Genomic DNA, 17,861 nt, shown 5'->3' with positions numbered 1-17,861 from the left:
CTATTTATTTTGAACTGGTGGTTCTGTTTCTTTCATCGTTAATTCTCGCTCTAACACTGGCACCGGATAATCAACACCGTCTTGCTTTTTCAATGTGATAGAATACAGTGTCTGCATCGCTTGGTGGTCCTTCTCTCTAAACTTCATCTTTCCTTTCGGTGTATCAAATTCCATTCCTTCCATTTTCTTAATCAAGGTATCTACATCTGTATCACCTTTTGTTTTCTTTAAGGCTTCTACAATAGAAATTGCTGCTGACATTCCTCCTGCTGTAAACAAATCTGGCACTGCACCATTAAAACGTTTTTTATGCTCTTCAACTAGCCAATCATTCACTTTATTTTTTGGAAGTGTGTGATAATATACAGAAAAACCTTGCATACCTACTAATGCATCCATTGTTTTTAATGCTGGTATATCTGGCGCACCTGTAGAAATTTTAATACCTTGCGCTTCCACATTCATATCTTTCAACTGTTTCCAAGGTGAATTTGCCCCTGCCCAAACGATAAATAAATAATCTGGTTTTGAACTAATGATATTTTGAATATTCGCTGTAAAATCTGTTGAATTTGTATCCGCGTATTGCTCATTCACAATGTTCGCACCTAATTTTTTCGCACCCGCTTTAAATGCAGCAATCCCTTCACGACCAAAAGCGTTATCTGGGGCAAATGTTGCAATCTTTACATCTTTTTTCGCAATTGCTGCTGCTCCTGCAATCGCATCTTGTGAGGAACTTCTTCCAGTTCTAAAAATATATTTATTCCAGTTCTTCCCGGTAATACTATCCGCAACTGCCGGTTCTACAACCATAATCTTTTCATATTCTGCAGCCAGTGGTAAAACCGCTAACGTATCACTTGAACTAGACGATCCAACTAAAAAATCAACTTTCTCTTCTTCTAATAACTTCGTAGCTTTTTTAACTGCTACATCCGCTTTCGTTTCTGTATCTTCTACAACAAACTTAATCTTTTTCCCATCTACTTTCCCAGTTCCACCAGTTGCATAATCTAACCCTAATTCAAATCCGTTCACTGTTTGTTTTCCATACGATTCTAGCGGTCCTGTTAAAGAAGCAAGGACTCCTACCTTAATCGTTTTTTCATCCTCTGTACTTGTTTTCTTTCCTGAACAAGCTGCCGTTATTAATAACGAACCTAAAACACAACCAGTAAACATTGTTTTTAGCCACTTACGTTTTTTCATCGACATTGTGATCCTCCCCATGCTTTACTTTCTGATAGAATCAAACACGCCAAAATCCCCTGTCCGTAATCATGACTAACTAATTCGATAGATAATGGAAAACTCTTGTAGTACCCTCTACATTCGGCACAAATATATAATCACCTTCCTATGTAATGGAAACGGACATACAATCAATATATATTCTGCAATCCAATTGAAAATACTGTTTCATTTCAGTAATGACCATACAAAAAGACTAACTTATTTTTAAGTTAGTCTTTTCCCCTTAATTAGAGTTAAGTTCTACTTTCTCTAACCCTTCAGCCAATTGTTTCTTATCTAGTCCTTCTCCTATTACTACTAAGTTTGTCGGGAAACCGAAGTCTTGTTCTAATAAAGTTGGTACTCCGAACGAATATTGGAATAGGTGAGGGTATTTATCTCCATGGAATTTCACAAAACCTTTCACTCGATAAATACTATCTGGTAAATTCGAAAGCCATTCATATAATTTGTCTTGATCAATCGGTTTCGTAAATTGATATGTCATTGTTTGTATATGTAAATGCTGTTTGACATGTAGTGTCTCGTGTTCCTCATCATTTGGAAATTCTGCTTCTTCTATATCTTTTAAAGATATATTACAATACTTTGTCTCATACATTTTCGCATGATCATTTATTGCCTTTACTTCTTCAAATACTGTATTCTTATCTTCATCTGTTAGTAAATCTGCTTTATTAACAAGAATGTGACTACCAAATTTCAGTTGCTCATGCAATAGCTGTTGTACATTTGCACTTAATATACTTCGATTTAACCACCTTACTGCATCTAAAACGACTACAATTGATTTCACTTCCAGAAAAGGAGCTAAAATTGGCGAGACACACGCGTCTAACACTTCAATTGGATGCGCAACACCTGTCGTTTCTATATAAATTACATCTGGTCTTTCTTGTTGGTATAACGAATGTAATTGTATTTCAAGCTCTTCTTTTAACGTACAACAAATACATCCTTTAAGAAGTTCTCTTAAAACATTCTCTTTTCCAATAATATCTGTATCTACTGAGTATTCACCAATTTCATTCATTAATACTGCAACTTTTCTATTCTTCTTTTTCTCTGCTAACAATAAATTTTGTAATAATGTTGATTTTCCACTACCTAAAAAACCACCTAATATATGAATCTCCACTTTATTCATTCAACCGACCATCCATTTCTTTACTTCAAATGTATTCAAAGCGTAATAATTACGATTTATATTTATCATTTTATTAAAAGAATGACCATTTGTAAATATAAGAGATTCACTGTTCATTTACTTCATATGCAACTCTAACTCCAGACTCAATCGCCCCTTGCATCCATCCATGTGTTAATGTCGTATGCTCTCCTGCAAAATGTACTTTTCCAGATGGTGGTGTAATATACGGAAATAACTCGAGCTCTTGGCCTGGTTCGAAAGCTGTAAATGCACCGCAAGAATACGGATTTTTACTCCAGCTAAAAGATGTTCCAGTGACAAACTCACTATAGACGATGTCACCGTATATTTCCGCTAAATTTTTTAATGCGTAACGAATACGATCTCTTTGCGGGAGACTATCCCATGTTAACGCCTCATCTGCCCACGTATAACTTGCTATAACGATAGCTGGTCCTGAAGTATGAATGCCATAACTCGGATAGTATGTAAACCGTATCGGTAAATCAGTAATAGATTTACCGCCACACTGTCCCGCTTTCTCCCAAAATCTACTTTTAAACTCTATTGCAATTTTAGTTGCAGCAATATAATTTAATTCACGAATTGCTCTTTTTTTAAAATAAGAGAATAAATAGTATGGCTGAACTTCTACAAATCTTAACGCTGAAAATGGAATTGTAATAATAGCAAAATCACTTGTTATTGTAAATTGCTCTAACGTTTGTTCATGATTTCCTTGTAACATTACTTTATTATCTTCTTGTATAATTTTATCAACCTTATACGGCATTAAAATATGTTCCCTTAATTGTGGTAAGAATGCATTCGATAACTTATCCATTCCACCAGTTATTTCATAATATTTCGTTGTTGAAGTAAAGAAAATCATTTCACGTAATACTTCAATTAAGGACATTCCCATATAAGCTTCCATATCAAGAAGTACCCCAATCATATCTATCGCACCATCTGAATAATACTCCATTAAAAATGAACCAAGCGAATACGTTTTATACTTTTTTTCAACGATAAGCCAGTTTTTATCAGGATCCTTCTTAATGTAATTTAGTATTGGTTCTAATACTTCAATCATTAGCTCTTCTGCCGTTTTTCCTCTTTCTTTATCCAAAACCGGATATTCAAGTACACTTGGATCATTTTCAAACACATTCAATCTCGTTTGAATGTTATTCGTATAAATGATATCTGCAAAAGTTTTATTTATAAAAAGGTTTAAAGGTAGTTTAAATTTATGAATATACGCTAAGGTTAACTTATGGGTGTCAGGGATTCTCATCGGTCCCGCATTAAAATATAAACCCACACTAAATGGTTCCCGAATCGTATACACTCTGCCACCTATTCTGTTATTTGCTTCTATAATCGTTACTTCGTGCCCAGCCTCTTTTAATAAAGAACCTGCAACTAATCCAGAAATCCCTGCACCTGCAATCGTAATCCGTTTTGGGTTATTCTTTTTAACAAGCCCTGCATGAATAATATGAAGCATTTCTTCCATTGCTAATGGATTCCCCATGCCATTTCCCCTTTTACAAAGGATTTTACTGAATTATATTCGGTTCACTGAATTCCTATGTTTTGTTCGCGGATTTGCACGGATACATTTTCAAATACTTGAATATCTTTTATAAAATGTAATAAACTAGATATGACTCTATAGAAGTAAGACGTATTATCTTACATAATAAAATCAATGAAATTGCGAGGAATTTTGAAATGAAAAAAGGTATTAACCGTGTTGTATTAGTAGGAACAGGAGCAGTTGGATGTAGTTATGCTTACTGCATGATTAACCAGGCTGTAGCTGAAGAATTTGTTTTAGTCGATGTAAATGAGGCAAAAGCTGAAGGGGAAGCAATGGACTTAAGTCATGCTGTTCCATTCGCACCAGCTCCAACTAGAGTATGGAAAGGCAGCTACGAAGATTGTAAAGATGCTGACCTTGTAGTTATTACAGCTGGATTACCACAAAAACCAGGCGAAACACGTTTAGATTTAGTTGAGAAAAACGCTAAAATCTTCAAACAAATCGTTCGCAGTATTATGGATAGCGGATTTGATGGCATCTTCTTAATCGCAACAAACCCTGTAGATATTTTAACTTACGTAACTTGGAAAGAATCTGGTTTACCGAAAGAACGTGTAATCGGTTCTGGTACAACGCTTGATTCTGCTCGTTTCCGCTATATGTTAGGTGAGTACTTCGATATTGGTCCACACAACATTCACGCTTATATTATCGGAGAACACGGCGATACTGAACTTCCAGTTTGGAGCCATGTTTCCGTTGGTATCCAAAAACTACAAACACTGCTTGAAAAAGACAACACGTATAATCAAGAAGATTTAGACAAAATTTTCATAAACGTCCGTGATGCAGCTTACCATATTATTGAGCGTAAAGGCGCAACTTATTATGGTATCGGTATGTCACTTCTACGTGTTACAAAAGCAATTTTAAACGACGAAAATAGTGTATTAACTGTATCAGCTTACTTAGAAGGTCAATACGGTCAAAAAGATGTTTATATCGGGGTACCTGCTGTTTTAAATCGCGGCGGTGTTCGTGAAATTTTAGAGGTTGAATTAAGTGAAGATGAAGAATTAAAATTCGACCACTCTGTTCAAGTATTGAAAGAAACAATGGCTCCGGTTCTTTAATTAAGATAAAAAGCAATCCAATTTATTTTGGATTGCTTTTTATTTTCATTATCTCCTATGACTTTTTAGTGATTTTCTATCATTTCTTATTTTTTAATCGCATCCTCATTATTTATATCAAGTACATCTAATAAAAAGATAAAGATTGGTATCCCGATAATAAGCCCCCATATTCCAAGGAAATGCTCTGAGAAGATAAGAATCATAAATGTGTAGAATATTGGTAAATTTGTTTTTGCAGACATAAACTTCGGATTTAAAAAATAACTTTCAAGAGCATGGATTACTGTTATGAATACGAGTATGTATACTACGTACATAACTCCGCCTACGTTGTAAGCAATGATACAAAGTGGAAACAAAGAAATAATCACACCTGCAACAGGAATCAACCCTAGTAAGAAAATCATAACAGCTAATACAAGTAGCTGTGGAAATCCTAAAACGATTAATGCAATGACAGTAAGAATACAATTTACAACGGCAATTAAAAACTGAGCCTCAATTACTTTGCCGAACGATCTTGCAAATCTTTCACCAAAATATGCAATTTCTCCATAAAAGATTTTTAACTTACTATCTTTAAACTTTGATGTAAATGTAATAATACGCTCTTTTTCTAATAAGAAAAATAAGCTTAAAATTAGAGATAATAATATTTGTAAACTTACCTTTCCTATATTTGCTATTGATTGATATATGACGTCTACACCTTGTTCTATATATTTTGATACTTCCATCCCATTAATTGTCGAAAGTGCATATTTAACGATTTCATTATCAGGTGGATTTTGAAAAAACAGTTTAAATTGATAAATTAATTGTGAAATTTGTATCGTCAGCACAGGTAAATATTTATATAATGTTGTGCCTATAAAGGAAACTAGTATTATATATAAACATGCAATAACAATTTTCCGGTTTACTTTCAATTTTCTTGAAATAAAACGTTGAAATCGATCCATTAAAAACGTCAGTATAAACGTAATTAATATTAAATTAATCATACTTTTTAATGCGTATAATACAAGCGCTACTATTATTAAAACGAGAAACCGTTGAAACCCTCTACTTCGAAAGAAACTCTTTACTTCATTCATTAAGAATTAACCTCCCCCTTCAATGGATGGAAATTGAATATATTACATTTTATGAACTCCTATAGACAATCTTTCTTACTAATTGAGAAGAATCCTTTTTTTCTTTTCATATTGTTAGATTCGTTTAACTGGAATCCACCAACATAATTTCGGTGGCAGTTATTTTTCATATAATCTTTTATAAACTAGGTGATTTTCTATTTTTGGACTGCTGTTCATACGCATATCCAATATTGAAAAGCTCTTTTTCACCAAACTGTTTCCCTACAAACACTACACCGATTGGTTCTCCATTTTTATCATATCCAGCAGGAACCGCTAATTCCGGATAACCAGCTACAGCTGATAGAAGGACTTCATCGTTATTAATCATAACTAGAGCATCCAAACCTTTTTCTACTAAATACCTATCTAGCTCTTTTCTTGCATTTTCTTGACTCGTTTGCACTACGTTTTCAAACTCTTTTTTCGTTATAGCAGATTTTTCAGACCCTTCAATTAATGTTTGTCCGTATTTTATTCGTCTTTTACTATCCTTTTTATTAAACGCTATAATCTCTTCTAACGATTTTACCGGTACATTCTTTTGCTGTGAAAGATAGTCGTTTACATTATGCTTGAACTCATATTCTAATGTTTGCAAATTATCTACACCCTCAGCACTTAACTGGATATTATCAGTTAATATCGCACCTGCATCTTGAAGGTCTTTTCTAATTTTTTCTACTACTACTTTTCTATTTTCATCTTGTTGGTCTACAGAAAAAAGAAGCCCTATCTTTTTCCCTTTTAATCCATCTATTGATAAATCCTTTGTATAATCAATTCTTTCTTTATCTTTCATTTTTTCTGTCATAACATCTTTTTCGTCATAACCTATCATTGCATTAAATAACGTTGCTACATCTTTTACTGTTCTTGCCATAGGTCCTGCTGTATCAAGAGTTTCAGCTAATGGAATAATTCCTGTTCTACTTACCATACCTAAAGATGGACGTAACCCAACTACTGATTGCTGCGCCGCTGGTGCAACAATCGATCCCGTCGTTTCTGTTCCAATTGCAAGCGGCGCAAAATCTGCTGCAACTACTGTAGCAGATCCTGAACTTGATCCTGAAGTATCGAATGTAATCGGACCGTACGGGTTTAAATTTTGTCCTTTCTTCCCGCTATACCCGCTTGGCATTGTAAAAGATAAATAGTTCGCCCACTCAGACATATTCGCTTTTCCTAAAACAAATGCTCCTTCTTCTTTCAACTGCTTCACAATTGTTGCGTCTTGATCTGCAATCCAATCTTTTAATACATAAGTTCCTGCACTAGTCGGCATCACTTTTTCCGTCTGTACATTATCTTTTACAACGACAGGAATACCATATAAATTCGAATTTTTGTTTCTACCCCGCTCTTGATCTAACTTTCTTGCTTCTTCCATCGCATTAGGATTTATCTCTGTAACAGAATTTAATGTTATTCCATTTTGATCATGTTCTTGTATTCTAAAGAGATAAATACTCGTTAATTCTTCATATGACAACTTTCCATCATCAATCATTTTTTGAAGCTCATCTACAGTCGCATTTACGACTTCTCTTTCTTTTATCTTTACATTTTCTATATTGATTCCTTTAAGCTGATTATGTATCGGTTGTAGCACTCTTTCTTTATCATATACAATACGCTCAGGTTCCTTTGGAAAATAATTTTTATACACGTAATATCCGCCGGCACACGCTAATAAGACAATGCCTCCAGTGATAGACAGCGTTACCTTTACCCATTTCTTCATGTTGCTTCCTCCACTCTATAAGATGCTTAGCTATACAAAAAAGAGAGTTACCTTTTACTTAACTCTCTCCAATCAAAATGCTAAATGAAAAAATGAAAGATTTCAATCTAATTACTTCTTTTTTTGCATTTGCTTTGCTAACATTTCTTTCACTTGATTATACGTTAATCCTGAATTTTTATTTAAACGCTTTACTTCCTCAACATCAGTACCTACCACTGTATATTTTTTCTCATCATTCATTTTTCTAATTCCCTTCTCACCGTATTATTTCTTATATTTCTTCCCTAAATGCGCATAAATTAACACCACTACAAAAAAGGAAGCTGTTTTTAAGCACAGCTTCCTTCTCGTTACATATTGTATTTCTTAATAAAATTTCACTACATCTTCAGTAGGCAAGAACGTTCTTTCTGCTGGTTGTTCGTTTGGTTCACCAAATGGCATTTGACCTACTAAGCTCCACTCTGCCGGAATGTTCCAAGTTTCTTTCACTTCAGCATCTACGATTGGGTTGTAATGTTGTAATGACGCCCCAATTCCTTCAGCAGATAATAGCATCCACACAGTATGTTGTAACATCGCATTTCCTTGATGAGACCAGAATGGGAACTGATCTTTGTATAATGGGGCATTTTCTTGCATTTTTTCTACAGTTGCTTGATCTTCAAAGAATAGAACTGTTCCTACACCTGCATGGAAGCCTTTTAGTCTTTCTACAGTCGCTTCAAAGTTTTCTGCTGGTACGCGTGCTCTTAGTGTTTCTTTAACGATATCCCAAAACTTTTCATGCTCTCCATCCATTAATACAACCATACGACCACTTTGCATATTGAAAGATGTTGGTGCGTGTAAAGCTGTTTTTAACACTTCTTCAATTCTTTCTTTCGTAATTGCATCGTTTTTTGTTACTTTACGAATTGAACGGCGGTTCACGATTGCTTCTTTTAAGTTTGTTGTAGTTGCTGACATTTTAATTCCTCCAAATGTTTGTTTTATAATTTATTTTGTTATTTCATAACAAGCAAATTAGCAATATCCATCGGTATTACATTGCATACCTTCAAATGAATTTGTTTTATCCTTTTCAATTTCTTTATCAATGACCCTTTCTAGTGTTTCTTTACTAGCAAGCCCTTGAATGACTTCATCTCCAATCATGACAGTTGGAACAGCCATAATATTCGCTTCATCATATGCGTGTTGAATTGCTTCTTGATGCTTTTCTTTATATTTACGAGTTACTAAAGCATCTTTAAATTCCGCCTCAGGAAGTCCTACTTCTACCGCTAATTTTGTTAACACATCAATATCTTCAATGTTTTGCTCTTCTTGGAAAAATGCTGTGAATACGCGGTGATGATACTCATTACCTAGTCCACGTTCTTTCGCAAATTGACATCCTTCGAAAGCTAAATGTGTATATGGATGTGGTGAAACACGTGGCAAGCGCATATCAATTCCTAACTTCTTCGCTGTCGGAAGAATGAAAGCATCCCATGAACCTAATTTTTCTGGTTCATTCCATGGATCTATTTTTGAATATGGACTTGGACGTAATTCAAATGGCATCCATTCAATCTCTACATCTTTCTCTTTCGCTACCTCATCTAATGGACCTTTTGCTAAAAAACAAAACGGACATATAAAATCTGAGTATACTTTCATTTTTACAGTCATAACTTTTACACCTTACCTTATCGTTGTAATCAAATCAGTTACATTAATGATAAAAAAATATAAATATTATTTAAGCATTCATTTTTTCTTGCAAAGTTTCAAACAACTGCCCCATCGTAATATTTCTCAAAACTTCTTCCATCGCGGATTGTGCTTGAATTAAAATAATTTCTAACACCGCTTGAATATTCGCCCCAATTGGACAATCTGGATTCGGTTGCTCGTGAATATGAAATAGCTTGTCTTCTTCGACTACGTTCACTGCATGATACACATCTAACAATGTGATTTCATGTAAATCCTTTAGTAATCCCGCGCCACCCGGTCCACGATTTACGTAAACAAAGCCAGCTTGTTTCAAGTACGACATGATTTTACGAATGACTACTGGATTTGTATTGACACTCTCAGCCATATAGTCTGAAGTACAAAGTGAAGATGGATTGTTTTTCAAAATAGATAAAATATGAACAGCTATGGAAAAGCGGCTACTAATTTTCATCGTAATCACCACCTCGATGTAATCATTATAGTTACAACCAAAAAATAAGTCAATCCTTTTCATAGATTTTTTATAAGTAAATTAAAAAGTGCCCCATTATGATATATGAGACACCCCTTTTTATTCTGCAAATAGCGCTTGAAATTCTTCAATAAATAGCTGTACAGCGATTGAAGAATCCTTTAATGAAGGAACAGCTAAAGCAATTTCTCTCCATACTTGCGGCTCCAATTCTCTCGTTTGCACATTCTGTGGTAAATTCGTTAAAGATAATTCAGCTAATATTGCAATGCCTAATCCTTCTTGAATCATATTTAAAGCTGTAGTAACGGTAGAAATTACATACTCAGCCCGAAGTGGTACGTTGGCTTGTTTAAACATATCAATGATGGGTGGTTCGTATCCGCCCTTACATAATATGATCGGTTCATTCTCCAAATCACGAATTGTAATAGAGTCCTTCTTACAAAGAGGATGATCCTCTCTTAAGATAGCAACCATTTTTCCCTTCGTTAACGGGACAATCTCCATCTCTTTATTAGGCAAAATAACAATTCCTATATCAACAACCCTCGATATTAACCAATCTTCAACTTCTTTAATTGTTCCTTCACAAAGAACGACCTCTAAGCTCGGATACTTCTCCTTAAAATGGTTTATCATTTTCGGTAAGAAATGTGCAGAAGCACTCGGAAAACTCCCAATTCGAATCGTCCCCACTTCGTGTCCTTTCTCCATCGCAACTTCTTGTTCAATCTTCTCTACACCGTTCAAAATCTCTCTAATATGTACAAGAATTCTGTTTCCTACATCCGTAACGAGTAATCCTTGTCGTTTATCACGTATAAGAATCGTAACTCCTAACTCTGACTCAATACTTGAAATGGCATGACTTACAGCTGGCTGCGTCATATTTAACACCCTGGCAGCCTTCGTAAAACTACCTAACTCAATAGTTTTTATTAATACTTGCAGTTGTGTAATAGTCATAACTAATCACTTATACTCCTTATAAAAAAGATTCATTTTATTTATTACATTCGATATCATATCATAGTGAAATGAATAACAACAAGGAGGTCTTACCGTGACACAGCTTTCTCGAACTAAGACGGCCATAATCCTTACCTTTCTCGTTTTCATGTGGGGAATCAATTGGCCTTTATCTAAGTTTGCCCTGCATTATACACCACCCGTTTTATTTGCAGGCGTTCGAACTTTAATTGGAGGATTCATTTTACTCCTTTTCGCTCTACCCAAATATAAAGAATTACATTTAAAAGAAACGTGGCATTTATATGTTATTTCTTCTTTACTTAACATCATTATATTTTACGGGTTACAAACTGTTGGTCTTCAATATATGCCTGCTGGGTTATTTTCCGCCATTGTATTTCTACAACCAGTTTTACTCGGTATTTTCTCGTGGATATGGCTTGAAGAATCAATGTACGGCTTGAAAATTTTCGGGCTTGTTCTTGGATTTATTGGTGTAGGTGTTATTAGCTCAAGCAGTTTAACAGGACATATTTCTGTTATTGGAATCCTTCTCGCGTTAGGATGCGCTATTGGCTGGGCACTTGGCACAGTATTCATTAAGAAGACTGGTCACCGTGTTAATGCCATTTGGATGGTAACAATTCAGCTTCTTATCGGTGGTCTTTGTTTAATCGGATTTGGCTCAGAATTTGAAAGTTGGTCTAGTATTGCTTGGAGTATGCCATTTGTTAGTGTACTACTCTTTATTTCATTCTTTGTTATTGCAATGGGGTGGCTTGCATACTTCACACTCGTTGGAGCTGGTGAAGCGAGTAAAGTAGGGGCTTATACATTCCTTATTCCCCTTATCGCTATTATTGTAAGTTCAATCTTCTTACATGAAGCCATTACAATGAGCTTATTTATTGGCCTATTATTTATTGTTGTGAGCATTTGTTTTGTAAATATAAAGCCGAAAACACTTGCTGTAAGGCAGCAGGTTGAAGTGAAATAAATATGAGAAAGAGCCTACTATTTGTAGGCTCTTTTTTATATCTTATTTTTTACGACGCACTACAAAAACACACGCACCTACCGAAGATACAATTGCCAAAATAGATAAAACAATTGCTATCAACTGCATATTACTAGTACCTTCATTCTTTTCTACATTAGATACTTCACCATGTTCTCCTGTTAATGACGTACCTTTTGCAATTGTAGTAAGTGAATGCGGTTTTTCAGCTTTCTCATCGCCTGTCCATTCAACAATTTCTCCGTCTTTATATTGTTGATATGCATCCCAAGCTATTTTTTGTTCTTTATCCGGATTTTTAGCGACGAAAGTAAATCGCTGGAACTGACCGGGTAAAACCCCTTCTCCTATTGCTTCCCATACTACAGTTTTCACTTTTCCGGCATTATCTTTCTGCTCTTCCATTTTCCACCCTGGCACTGGTTCATACTGTTGGAATTCCACACCAGACGGTATTTTCAGTGTAACTTTTGTTGTTGCTATATTCTTTTCAACTGGTACTTTTATCGTGTAAGTCTCCCAAGAACCGATGTCAGAAGTTGCTGGCTTCACAGTAACGTGCGCACTAACAGGTAACGAAAACATTCCCATTGTAATTGCTGTTGCGATCATTGTTGTTCCTAATTTTTTTATACGTTCCATTTTCAATTAGCTCCTTTTTATCTATCCCTACTCTTTATCCCGCTATTCGCCGGGTAGCCCAATTGATGAGGGCTGCTTAAAGTTTCACTTTATCTGCCACCTACAATAAATTTATAATCCGTATCGAAGCTATCAAGCGATTTCGTTAATCCATGTACTTGTATATTCCAGTTTCCTGTCATGTTAATATACATACCTTCTGCTTCATATTCTCCCGGTGAAACTGCCGAAACTTTAAATGATCCTTTTCCCATATTCATATCTAACGATTGAGTCGTTAATATAATTTGTTCCATATCAGTAACGGGTTGTCCGTTCTCATCCTTTAAAGTAATATGGAATATATTTTGTCCTACTCTATTAGGACTTACATTTAGCGTCATTTCATATCCATTATCTAATTGTTTACTCTCTGTAAAAGGTCCAGTAGGAGGCATCGGTGGTGTTTGTACGTTTGTCATAAAAGCTACGATGACGAAAATGATAATTCCAATGATAAACTCTACTTTCACCGTAGCACCTAATCCTTGCTCCGCTCTCATTTTCCCTTTCACATAATGAATAATTCCCAATATCCCCATGAAAACGAATAAAAGTATCTTTGCTAGTAAAGCTAATCCATACTTCGTATCAAATAACGAGTGGATTGTTGGAATAAAAAATGTACTGTTAAAAAGACCTGTTATTAAAATCACAATGACAGCGCATGTTGCCCACGGTGAAAAACGCTTAATCATATCCCAATACATATTCCATTTGTTATCCTCTTTACGTAACAGAAGAATAGTAGACGATAAACCACCAATCCATAATGAAGCTGCGAATAAATGTAAAAAATCCATAACAACAGCAATATCTTTAAACTTTAAACCATATGCGTGACTATTAAATGCTTTCATAACAAGTATTCCAATAAACAGCACTATTGGAATACTCCATACTTTAAAAGACGATAGCTTCTCACGCCTCATCGCAAAATACGTAACGATTATAAGCGAACTAATGAGAACCATTTGAGTAATCCAAACATAACTAAAAACAGAAAGCTGTAACGTTTCTTTTAATAGTAAAGGATTGAATGCTTCTAGCCATGAAACATCAGCATTTATTTTCGCTTGCAGTGGTAGATTGAATAACAAGCTAGTAAATATCCCTAATAAGGAAATCCATATTATGTTCTTACTCCTTGATCGAACCGAGGTTGCATTCCCTTTATACATAATAAGATTAAAGAATAGCACTCCTATAAATAGTGAGAAACTTGTATATAAAATTCCACGTTCCATGATCATATCAATTTGCGGAACATATCCCATCTCTTCTACTTGTATATCATCTGCTCCAGCTTCCGCTAATCCAATACGGAATGGAATAACTCCTTGAATGGGATGTCCATCAGCTGAAATAGCTTTCCACTGAATAGAGTAGAGACCATTTTTAAGATTCTCTTTCAATCCAGCTTCTAATAGCTTTTTATTTTTTTTATCAATATGAGCATCTTTTAAATCGACCCTTTTACCTGATGTATCTCTCACGTACAATGTATTAAAACTTGAGATTTGTATGTCCTCATCGAACTCGATTTTCACAACAGATGGTGCTTTCTTCAATGTTTCATTTTCAGTAGGGTTTGATTTCACAACGTACGCATGAGCAGATGCACTTTGCGGGATCAATATGATAAGCACACACACAAGTAATAGCCATGTCCCTAATCTTCTCATTACTTTCACACTCATTTCACTTCTTTCTTCCTCATTGCTCTATTTTCATTACTTTAACTTCCAAAGTTTGATTCTGGGCAAAATATTAACCTGATTAAATATAAACTTCTAGAAAGTATAACTCTTTATTTCTCTTCCACCTCTAAACTTCCAATATAATAGTAACTATTATGATAGATGCAACTTACATTTTTAAAGTCGATTGTTATTATATCATAAAATATATTTATGTAAGTTATCAAAGAAGAAAAGTTATCGTGAATCATTTGTGAAGAAAATGTGAAATACATAAATAAAAAGGTATTACGTTATTACGTAACACCTTTAAAAAAATATCCCTCTTCTATTTCTCTTCCGGATAATCACAATACTCGATAATCGTTCCTTCAGTATCCGCTGGGTTAAGATAAATTAACCTTCTACCGTGCTTATTAATGCGTAGTGTATGCTCTAATGTCCGAATACCTTGTTCTTTTAACTCTTCTAGAGCCACATCTAAATCATCGACACGATACGCAACGTGATGAACACCTTTACCTTTTTGTTTAATAAAACGGGCAATTGGAGATGTCGTATTATTCGTCGGTGCAAGTAATTCAATTCTATCTCCATCCACTTCAAGAATGGCTACTTCGCTTTCCACACCAGGAGCTTCACTTACGTAACGATCTATTAAAGTTCCTAGTAACACATTTTCATAAAAACGTATCGTACTATCTATATCACGAACTGCGATTCCGATATGATCAATTGTTTTTTTCATTTTATTTCCCCTACTACTTTATTTTTTCTCATTATTAATAGTAACAAAAAAAGCTATAGAAACAAGTTCTATAACTTTTTTTATTTAACCTATTTTCTTATCCGCTCTAGTTGCTGGTTGAACTTGGTTTTTCACTTTTAAAATGCTAAGTCCATATCCGATAAATCCACCGATAATCGCTGGGAAGATCCAGCCTAATCCTACTTCCTGCATCGGAAGGAATTTAGTGAACACTTGGCTTACTACTTCAATGTTAACTCCAGCTGCACTTAATCCATCGAATAAGCTGATGATAAATGTTACGATTAAGCTCACTTGATAAACTTCAGCTCTTCCTTTGAATAATGAATGGAAGAATGTTAAGAAAATCAATACGATTGCTAGTGGATAAATTGCTGTTAATACTGGAACAGAAACTGCGATTAACTGTGTTAATCCTACATTTGCAACAATTGCACTAAATACACATAGCGTGATTGCAATTGCTTTGTAAGGAACATTTGGGAATAACTTATGGAAGAATGAAGAACATGCTGATACAAGTCCCACACTAGTTGTTAAACAAGCTACTGTAATCATTAATCCTAATAATACTCCGCCATATGATCCGAAATAGTAGTTAGAAACTTTCGCTAATACTTCTCCGCCGTTCTCTAAATGTCCAAGCTTTGCAACACTTGAAGCACCCATATAAGAAAGTGCTGTATAGATAATTGCTAAAATAGATGCTGCAATAATTGTCGCTTTTGCACAAACGACCATAATTTGTGTTTTCGTTTTCGCACCTTTTTCTTTAATAGCATTGATAATGATAATCCCGAATACGAATGATGCAAGCGTATCCATCGTTAAGTATCCTTCTTGGAATCCTTTAAAGAATGCATGTGATGTATAAGCTTCCACTGGTGCTTGCATATCTCCAATCGGATGTATAAAAGCAACGATTACTAAAATACCGATGAAAGTCAACTTAATTGGTGTTAAGATTTTTCCAACAATATCGACAATTTTCGCGGGATTTAGCGAAAAAAAACAAGTGATACTAAAGAATATAATTGTGAAAAGAATTAAAGGTGTAGAACCTACTCCTTCTGGCATAAACGGTTTAAGACCAATTTCATAAGAAACATTTCCTGTTCTCGGTATTGCAAATAACGGACCAATCGCTAAGTATAAAACTGTTGTAAACACAATCCCAAACACTGGGTGAGCACGACTAGCTAACGACTGCAAATCATCTTTACCTGAAAAACCAAATGCTAGCACACCTAGTAATGGTAATCCAACACCAGTTACTAAAAATCCAGCGTTAGCAATCCATACATTCTCTCCTGCTGATTGACCAAGCATCGCTGGGAAAATTAAATTTCCCGCTCCAAAAAATAGTGCAAATAACATTAATCCAATAACTACTATGAACGAAAACGGTACTTTATTCGCCATAATATAACCCCCATTCAAGTTTCCTTATCTCATTTTCCAATTTTAACTAATTGAATTTTCTGAATATTTAATTTAAGTATCAACTATTCTTGAACTCATTATAGTTTGCTATATAATATTTTGCAATACTATTTTCGAACTTTTCTTTTATTTTATAAATATACATTTTTTAACATGAAAAATAGACTAAAAAACCAACATGGTCATCCATGTTGGTTTTTCCATTTACTATCATGAATTAAAATTTTGCTGCTACTTTTTTAACGTTTTCTAGACCTTCTTCAACAATTTGTTGTGAACGATCTGGATATTGATTGTGTCCTTCAATTACAACTGTCTCTGGATTTGTAATTCCCCAGAATCCAAGTACCGTTGTTACGTAATTAACTGCCATTTCCATAGGAGCCATTTGCTCTGAAGAGTAATCTGAACCACGAGCACCTAACACAACTACTTTTTTACCACCAACTAAACCTTCTGGGCCATTCGCTGTATATTTAAACGTTTTTCCAGCTTGAGATAAGTATGAAATATATGTGATTAATGGCGCTGGTACTGTAAAGTTCCATAATGGGAATGCAAATACAACCTTATCAGCTTCTAAAAACTGATTTAAATATTGATCTACTGTAGCAACTGCCTTCTCTTCTTCAGCAGTTAACTCCATGCCTTGGCTACGTTTATATCCACCTGAAATCGCGATATTTCCGTAATAAGGAAGATCTAATGCAAATAAATCTAATTCCGTAATTTCTGTATTTGGATTTGCTTCTTTATAAGTACTTACAAATGTTTCATACATTTTTGAACTAACTGCTTGCTCCGCTGGACGATCGTTTGCTTTTACAAATAATACTTTTGACATTTTTTTATTCCCCTCTACATTCGTATTTTCTTCTTTTTTACCAAATAATGAGCTAAATAGTCCCATTTTCTTCACCTAATCTTTCTTTTCATATTCATTATTCATCATCATAAAAATTCTTATTCTAAGAAAAAGTTCCAATAGATACCTTAAGTTACGCTATCACAACTTTTTGTTATTTAATTACCTTATGTAAGTGATTGTAATATAGTCACTTACTTTAGTCAAGTAACTTCTGATAAAAAAT

At 34.6% G+C, this 17,861-nt stretch carries 17 protein-coding genes; 2 read left to right on the top strand and 15 right to left on the bottom strand.

All coding sequences use genetic code 11. The features are described from left to right. The 3 genes from ACX9TM_RS10000 to ACX9TM_RS09990 all read right to left on the bottom strand — a co-directional run bounded on the left by ACX9TM_RS10000 (window position 1) and on the right by ACX9TM_RS09990 (window position 3,947). Window positions 1-1,218, bottom strand: a complete 1,218-nt coding sequence (locus tag ACX9TM_RS10000; protein ID WP_065382192.1) for a substrate-binding domain-containing protein — start codon at window positions 1,216-1,218, stop codon at window positions 1-3. Between the two features lie 262 nt (window positions 1,219-1,480). After that, complete coding sequence (locus ACX9TM_RS09995) at window positions 1,481-2,404, bottom strand: CobW family GTP-binding protein (protein ID WP_001044939.1); 924 nt, start codon at window positions 2,402-2,404, stop codon at window positions 1,481-1,483. A gap of 106 nt (window positions 2,405-2,510) precedes the next feature. Continuing rightward, the gene (locus ACX9TM_RS09990) at window positions 2,511-3,947 is read right to left on the bottom strand and encodes a flavin monoamine oxidase family protein (RefSeq protein ID WP_065382191.1); all 1,437 of its coding nucleotides are present in this window, start codon (window positions 3,945-3,947) and stop codon (window positions 2,511-2,513) included. Window positions 3,948-4,147: 200 nt separating this feature from the next. Between ACX9TM_RS09990 and ACX9TM_RS09985 the strand changes: the two genes are divergently transcribed. Then, window positions 4,148-5,092, top strand: coding sequence for an L-lactate dehydrogenase (locus ACX9TM_RS09985; RefSeq protein ID WP_000715321.1), 945 nt, complete (start codon window positions 4,148-4,150; stop codon window positions 5,090-5,092). 86 nt (window positions 5,093-5,178) lie between these two features. Here ACX9TM_RS09985 and ACX9TM_RS09980 read toward each other — a convergent pair whose 3' ends face one another. The 7 genes from ACX9TM_RS09980 to ACX9TM_RS09950 all read right to left on the bottom strand — a co-directional run bounded on the left by ACX9TM_RS09980 (window position 5,179) and on the right by ACX9TM_RS09950 (window position 11,153). Then, window positions 5,179-6,192 carry an AI-2E family transporter gene (locus ACX9TM_RS09980; RefSeq protein WP_065382190.1) on the bottom strand — a complete coding sequence of 338 codons (1,014 nt, stop codon included), beginning with the start codon at window positions 6,190-6,192 and terminating at the stop codon, window positions 5,179-5,181. Between the two features lie 178 nt (window positions 6,193-6,370). Further along, window positions 6,371-7,981, bottom strand: coding sequence for an amidase family protein (locus tag ACX9TM_RS09975; RefSeq protein WP_065382189.1), 1,611 nt, complete (start codon window positions 7,979-7,981; stop codon window positions 6,371-6,373). Between the two features lie 111 nt (window positions 7,982-8,092). Further along, entirely contained in the window at window positions 8,093-8,224 is a 132-nt protein-coding gene (locus tag ACX9TM_RS09970; protein WP_000997344.1) for a hypothetical protein, read from the bottom strand. A 126-nt stretch (window positions 8,225-8,350) separates the two neighbouring features. Then, a complete protein-coding gene (locus tag ACX9TM_RS09965; RefSeq protein ID WP_001277021.1) occupies window positions 8,351-8,953 on the bottom strand; it encodes a nitroreductase family protein in 603 nt (200 codons plus the stop codon). A gap of 57 nt (window positions 8,954-9,010) precedes the next feature. Further along, window positions 9,011-9,661, bottom strand: coding sequence for a DsbA family oxidoreductase (locus ACX9TM_RS09960; RefSeq protein WP_000216673.1), 651 nt, complete (start codon window positions 9,659-9,661; stop codon window positions 9,011-9,013). 70 nt (window positions 9,662-9,731) lie between these two features. Beyond that, window positions 9,732-10,163, bottom strand: coding sequence for an Rrf2 family transcriptional regulator (locus tag ACX9TM_RS09955; RefSeq protein WP_000704073.1), 432 nt, complete (start codon window positions 10,161-10,163; stop codon window positions 9,732-9,734). A 120-nt stretch (window positions 10,164-10,283) separates the two neighbouring features. After that, complete coding sequence (locus ACX9TM_RS09950; RefSeq protein ID WP_000156743.1) at window positions 10,284-11,153, bottom strand: LysR family transcriptional regulator; 870 nt, start codon at window positions 11,151-11,153, stop codon at window positions 10,284-10,286. Between the two features lie 97 nt (window positions 11,154-11,250). Between ACX9TM_RS09950 and ACX9TM_RS09945 the strand changes: the two genes are divergently transcribed. Beyond that, on the top strand, window positions 11,251-12,156 hold the full coding sequence (locus ACX9TM_RS09945; RefSeq protein WP_000192812.1) for a DMT family transporter: 906 nt from the start codon (window positions 11,251-11,253) through the stop codon (window positions 12,154-12,156). A gap of 42 nt (window positions 12,157-12,198) precedes the next feature. Here ACX9TM_RS09945 and ACX9TM_RS09940 read toward each other — a convergent pair whose 3' ends face one another. The 5 genes from ACX9TM_RS09940 to ACX9TM_RS09920 form a co-directional block, all read right to left on the bottom strand. After that, window positions 12,199-12,819: a YcnI family copper-binding membrane protein gene (locus tag ACX9TM_RS09940; RefSeq protein WP_065382369.1), complete on the bottom strand. Its 621-nt coding sequence runs from the start codon at window positions 12,817-12,819 to the stop codon at window positions 12,199-12,201. Between the two features lie 89 nt (window positions 12,820-12,908). Beyond that, window positions 12,909-14,558, bottom strand: a complete 1,650-nt coding sequence (locus ACX9TM_RS09935; RefSeq protein ID WP_065382370.1) for a copper resistance CopC/CopD family protein — start codon at window positions 14,556-14,558, stop codon at window positions 12,909-12,911. A 328-nt stretch (window positions 14,559-14,886) separates the two neighbouring features. Next, window positions 14,887-15,306, bottom strand: a complete 420-nt coding sequence (locus ACX9TM_RS09930) for a VOC family protein (RefSeq protein ID WP_000750850.1) — start codon at window positions 15,304-15,306, stop codon at window positions 14,887-14,889. Window positions 15,307-15,390: 84 nt separating this feature from the next. Then, the gene (brnQ, locus tag ACX9TM_RS09925; protein WP_001284786.1) at window positions 15,391-16,749 is read right to left on the bottom strand and encodes a branched-chain amino acid transport system II carrier protein; all 1,359 of its coding nucleotides are present in this window, start codon (window positions 16,747-16,749) and stop codon (window positions 15,391-15,393) included. Between the two features lie 238 nt (window positions 16,750-16,987). Then, the gene (locus tag ACX9TM_RS09920) at window positions 16,988-17,680 is read right to left on the bottom strand and encodes an FMN-dependent NADH-azoreductase (protein WP_000522528.1); all 693 of its coding nucleotides are present in this window, start codon (window positions 17,678-17,680) and stop codon (window positions 16,988-16,990) included. Window positions 17,681-17,861 lie beyond the last annotated feature (181 nt).

Source organism: Bacillus sp. LH1 (assembly GCF_057924895.1).
Note: the sequence above shows the minus strand (reverse complement) of the source record. Positions and strands in the feature narration are given on the sequence as shown.

What these genes read in the sequence shown, in the direction of transcription:
- ACX9TM_RS09935 (WP_065382370.1), bottom strand. Translation starts at nt 14,558, where the DNA reads ATGAGTGTGAAAGTAATGAGAAGATTAGGGACATGGCTATTACTTGTG.
- ACX9TM_RS09990 (WP_065382191.1), bottom strand. Translation starts at nt 3,947, where the DNA reads ATGGGGAATCCATTAGCAATGGAAGAAATGCTTCATATTATTCATGCA.
- ACX9TM_RS09980 (WP_065382190.1), bottom strand. Translation starts at nt 6,192, where the DNA reads ATGAATGAAGTAAAGAGTTTCTTTCGAAGTAGAGGGTTTCAACGGTTT.
- ACX9TM_RS09930 (WP_000750850.1), bottom strand. Translation starts at nt 15,306, where the DNA reads ATGAAAAAAACAATTGATCATATCGGAATCGCAGTTCGTGATATAGAT.
- ACX9TM_RS09970 (WP_000997344.1), bottom strand. Translation starts at nt 8,224, where the DNA reads ATGAATGATGAGAAAAAATATACAGTGGTAGGTACTGATGTTGAGGAA.
- ACX9TM_RS09965 (WP_001277021.1), bottom strand. Translation starts at nt 8,953, where the DNA reads ATGTCAGCAACTACAACAAACTTAAAAGAAGCAATCGTGAACCGCCGT.
- ACX9TM_RS09995 (WP_001044939.1), bottom strand. Translation starts at nt 2,404, where the DNA reads ATGAATAAAGTGGAGATTCATATATTAGGTGGTTTTTTAGGTAGTGGA.
- brnQ (WP_001284786.1), bottom strand. Translation starts at nt 16,749, where the DNA reads ATGGCGAATAAAGTACCGTTTTCGTTCATAGTAGTTATTGGATTAATG.
- ACX9TM_RS09975 (WP_065382189.1), bottom strand. Translation starts at nt 7,981, where the DNA reads ATGAAGAAATGGGTAAAGGTAACGCTGTCTATCACTGGAGGCATTGTC.
- ACX9TM_RS09960 (WP_000216673.1), bottom strand. Translation starts at nt 9,661, where the DNA reads ATGACTGTAAAAATGAAAGTATACTCAGATTTTATATGTCCGTTTTGT.
- ACX9TM_RS09950 (WP_000156743.1), bottom strand. Translation starts at nt 11,153, where the DNA reads ATGACTATTACACAACTGCAAGTATTAATAAAAACTATTGAGTTAGGT.
- ACX9TM_RS10000 (WP_065382192.1), bottom strand. Translation starts at nt 1,218, where the DNA reads ATGTCGATGAAAAAACGTAAGTGGCTAAAAACAATGTTTACTGGTTGT.
- ACX9TM_RS09940 (WP_065382369.1), bottom strand. Translation starts at nt 12,819, where the DNA reads ATGGAACGTATAAAAAAATTAGGAACAACAATGATCGCAACAGCAATT.
- ACX9TM_RS09955 (WP_000704073.1), bottom strand. Translation starts at nt 10,163, where the DNA reads ATGAAAATTAGTAGCCGCTTTTCCATAGCTGTTCATATTTTATCTATT.
- ACX9TM_RS09985 (WP_000715321.1), top strand. Translation starts at nt 4,148, where the DNA reads ATGAAAAAAGGTATTAACCGTGTTGTATTAGTAGGAACAGGAGCAGTT.
- ACX9TM_RS09920 (WP_000522528.1), bottom strand. Translation starts at nt 17,680, where the DNA reads ATGGGACTATTTAGCTCATTATTTGGTAAAAAAGAAGAAAATACGAAT.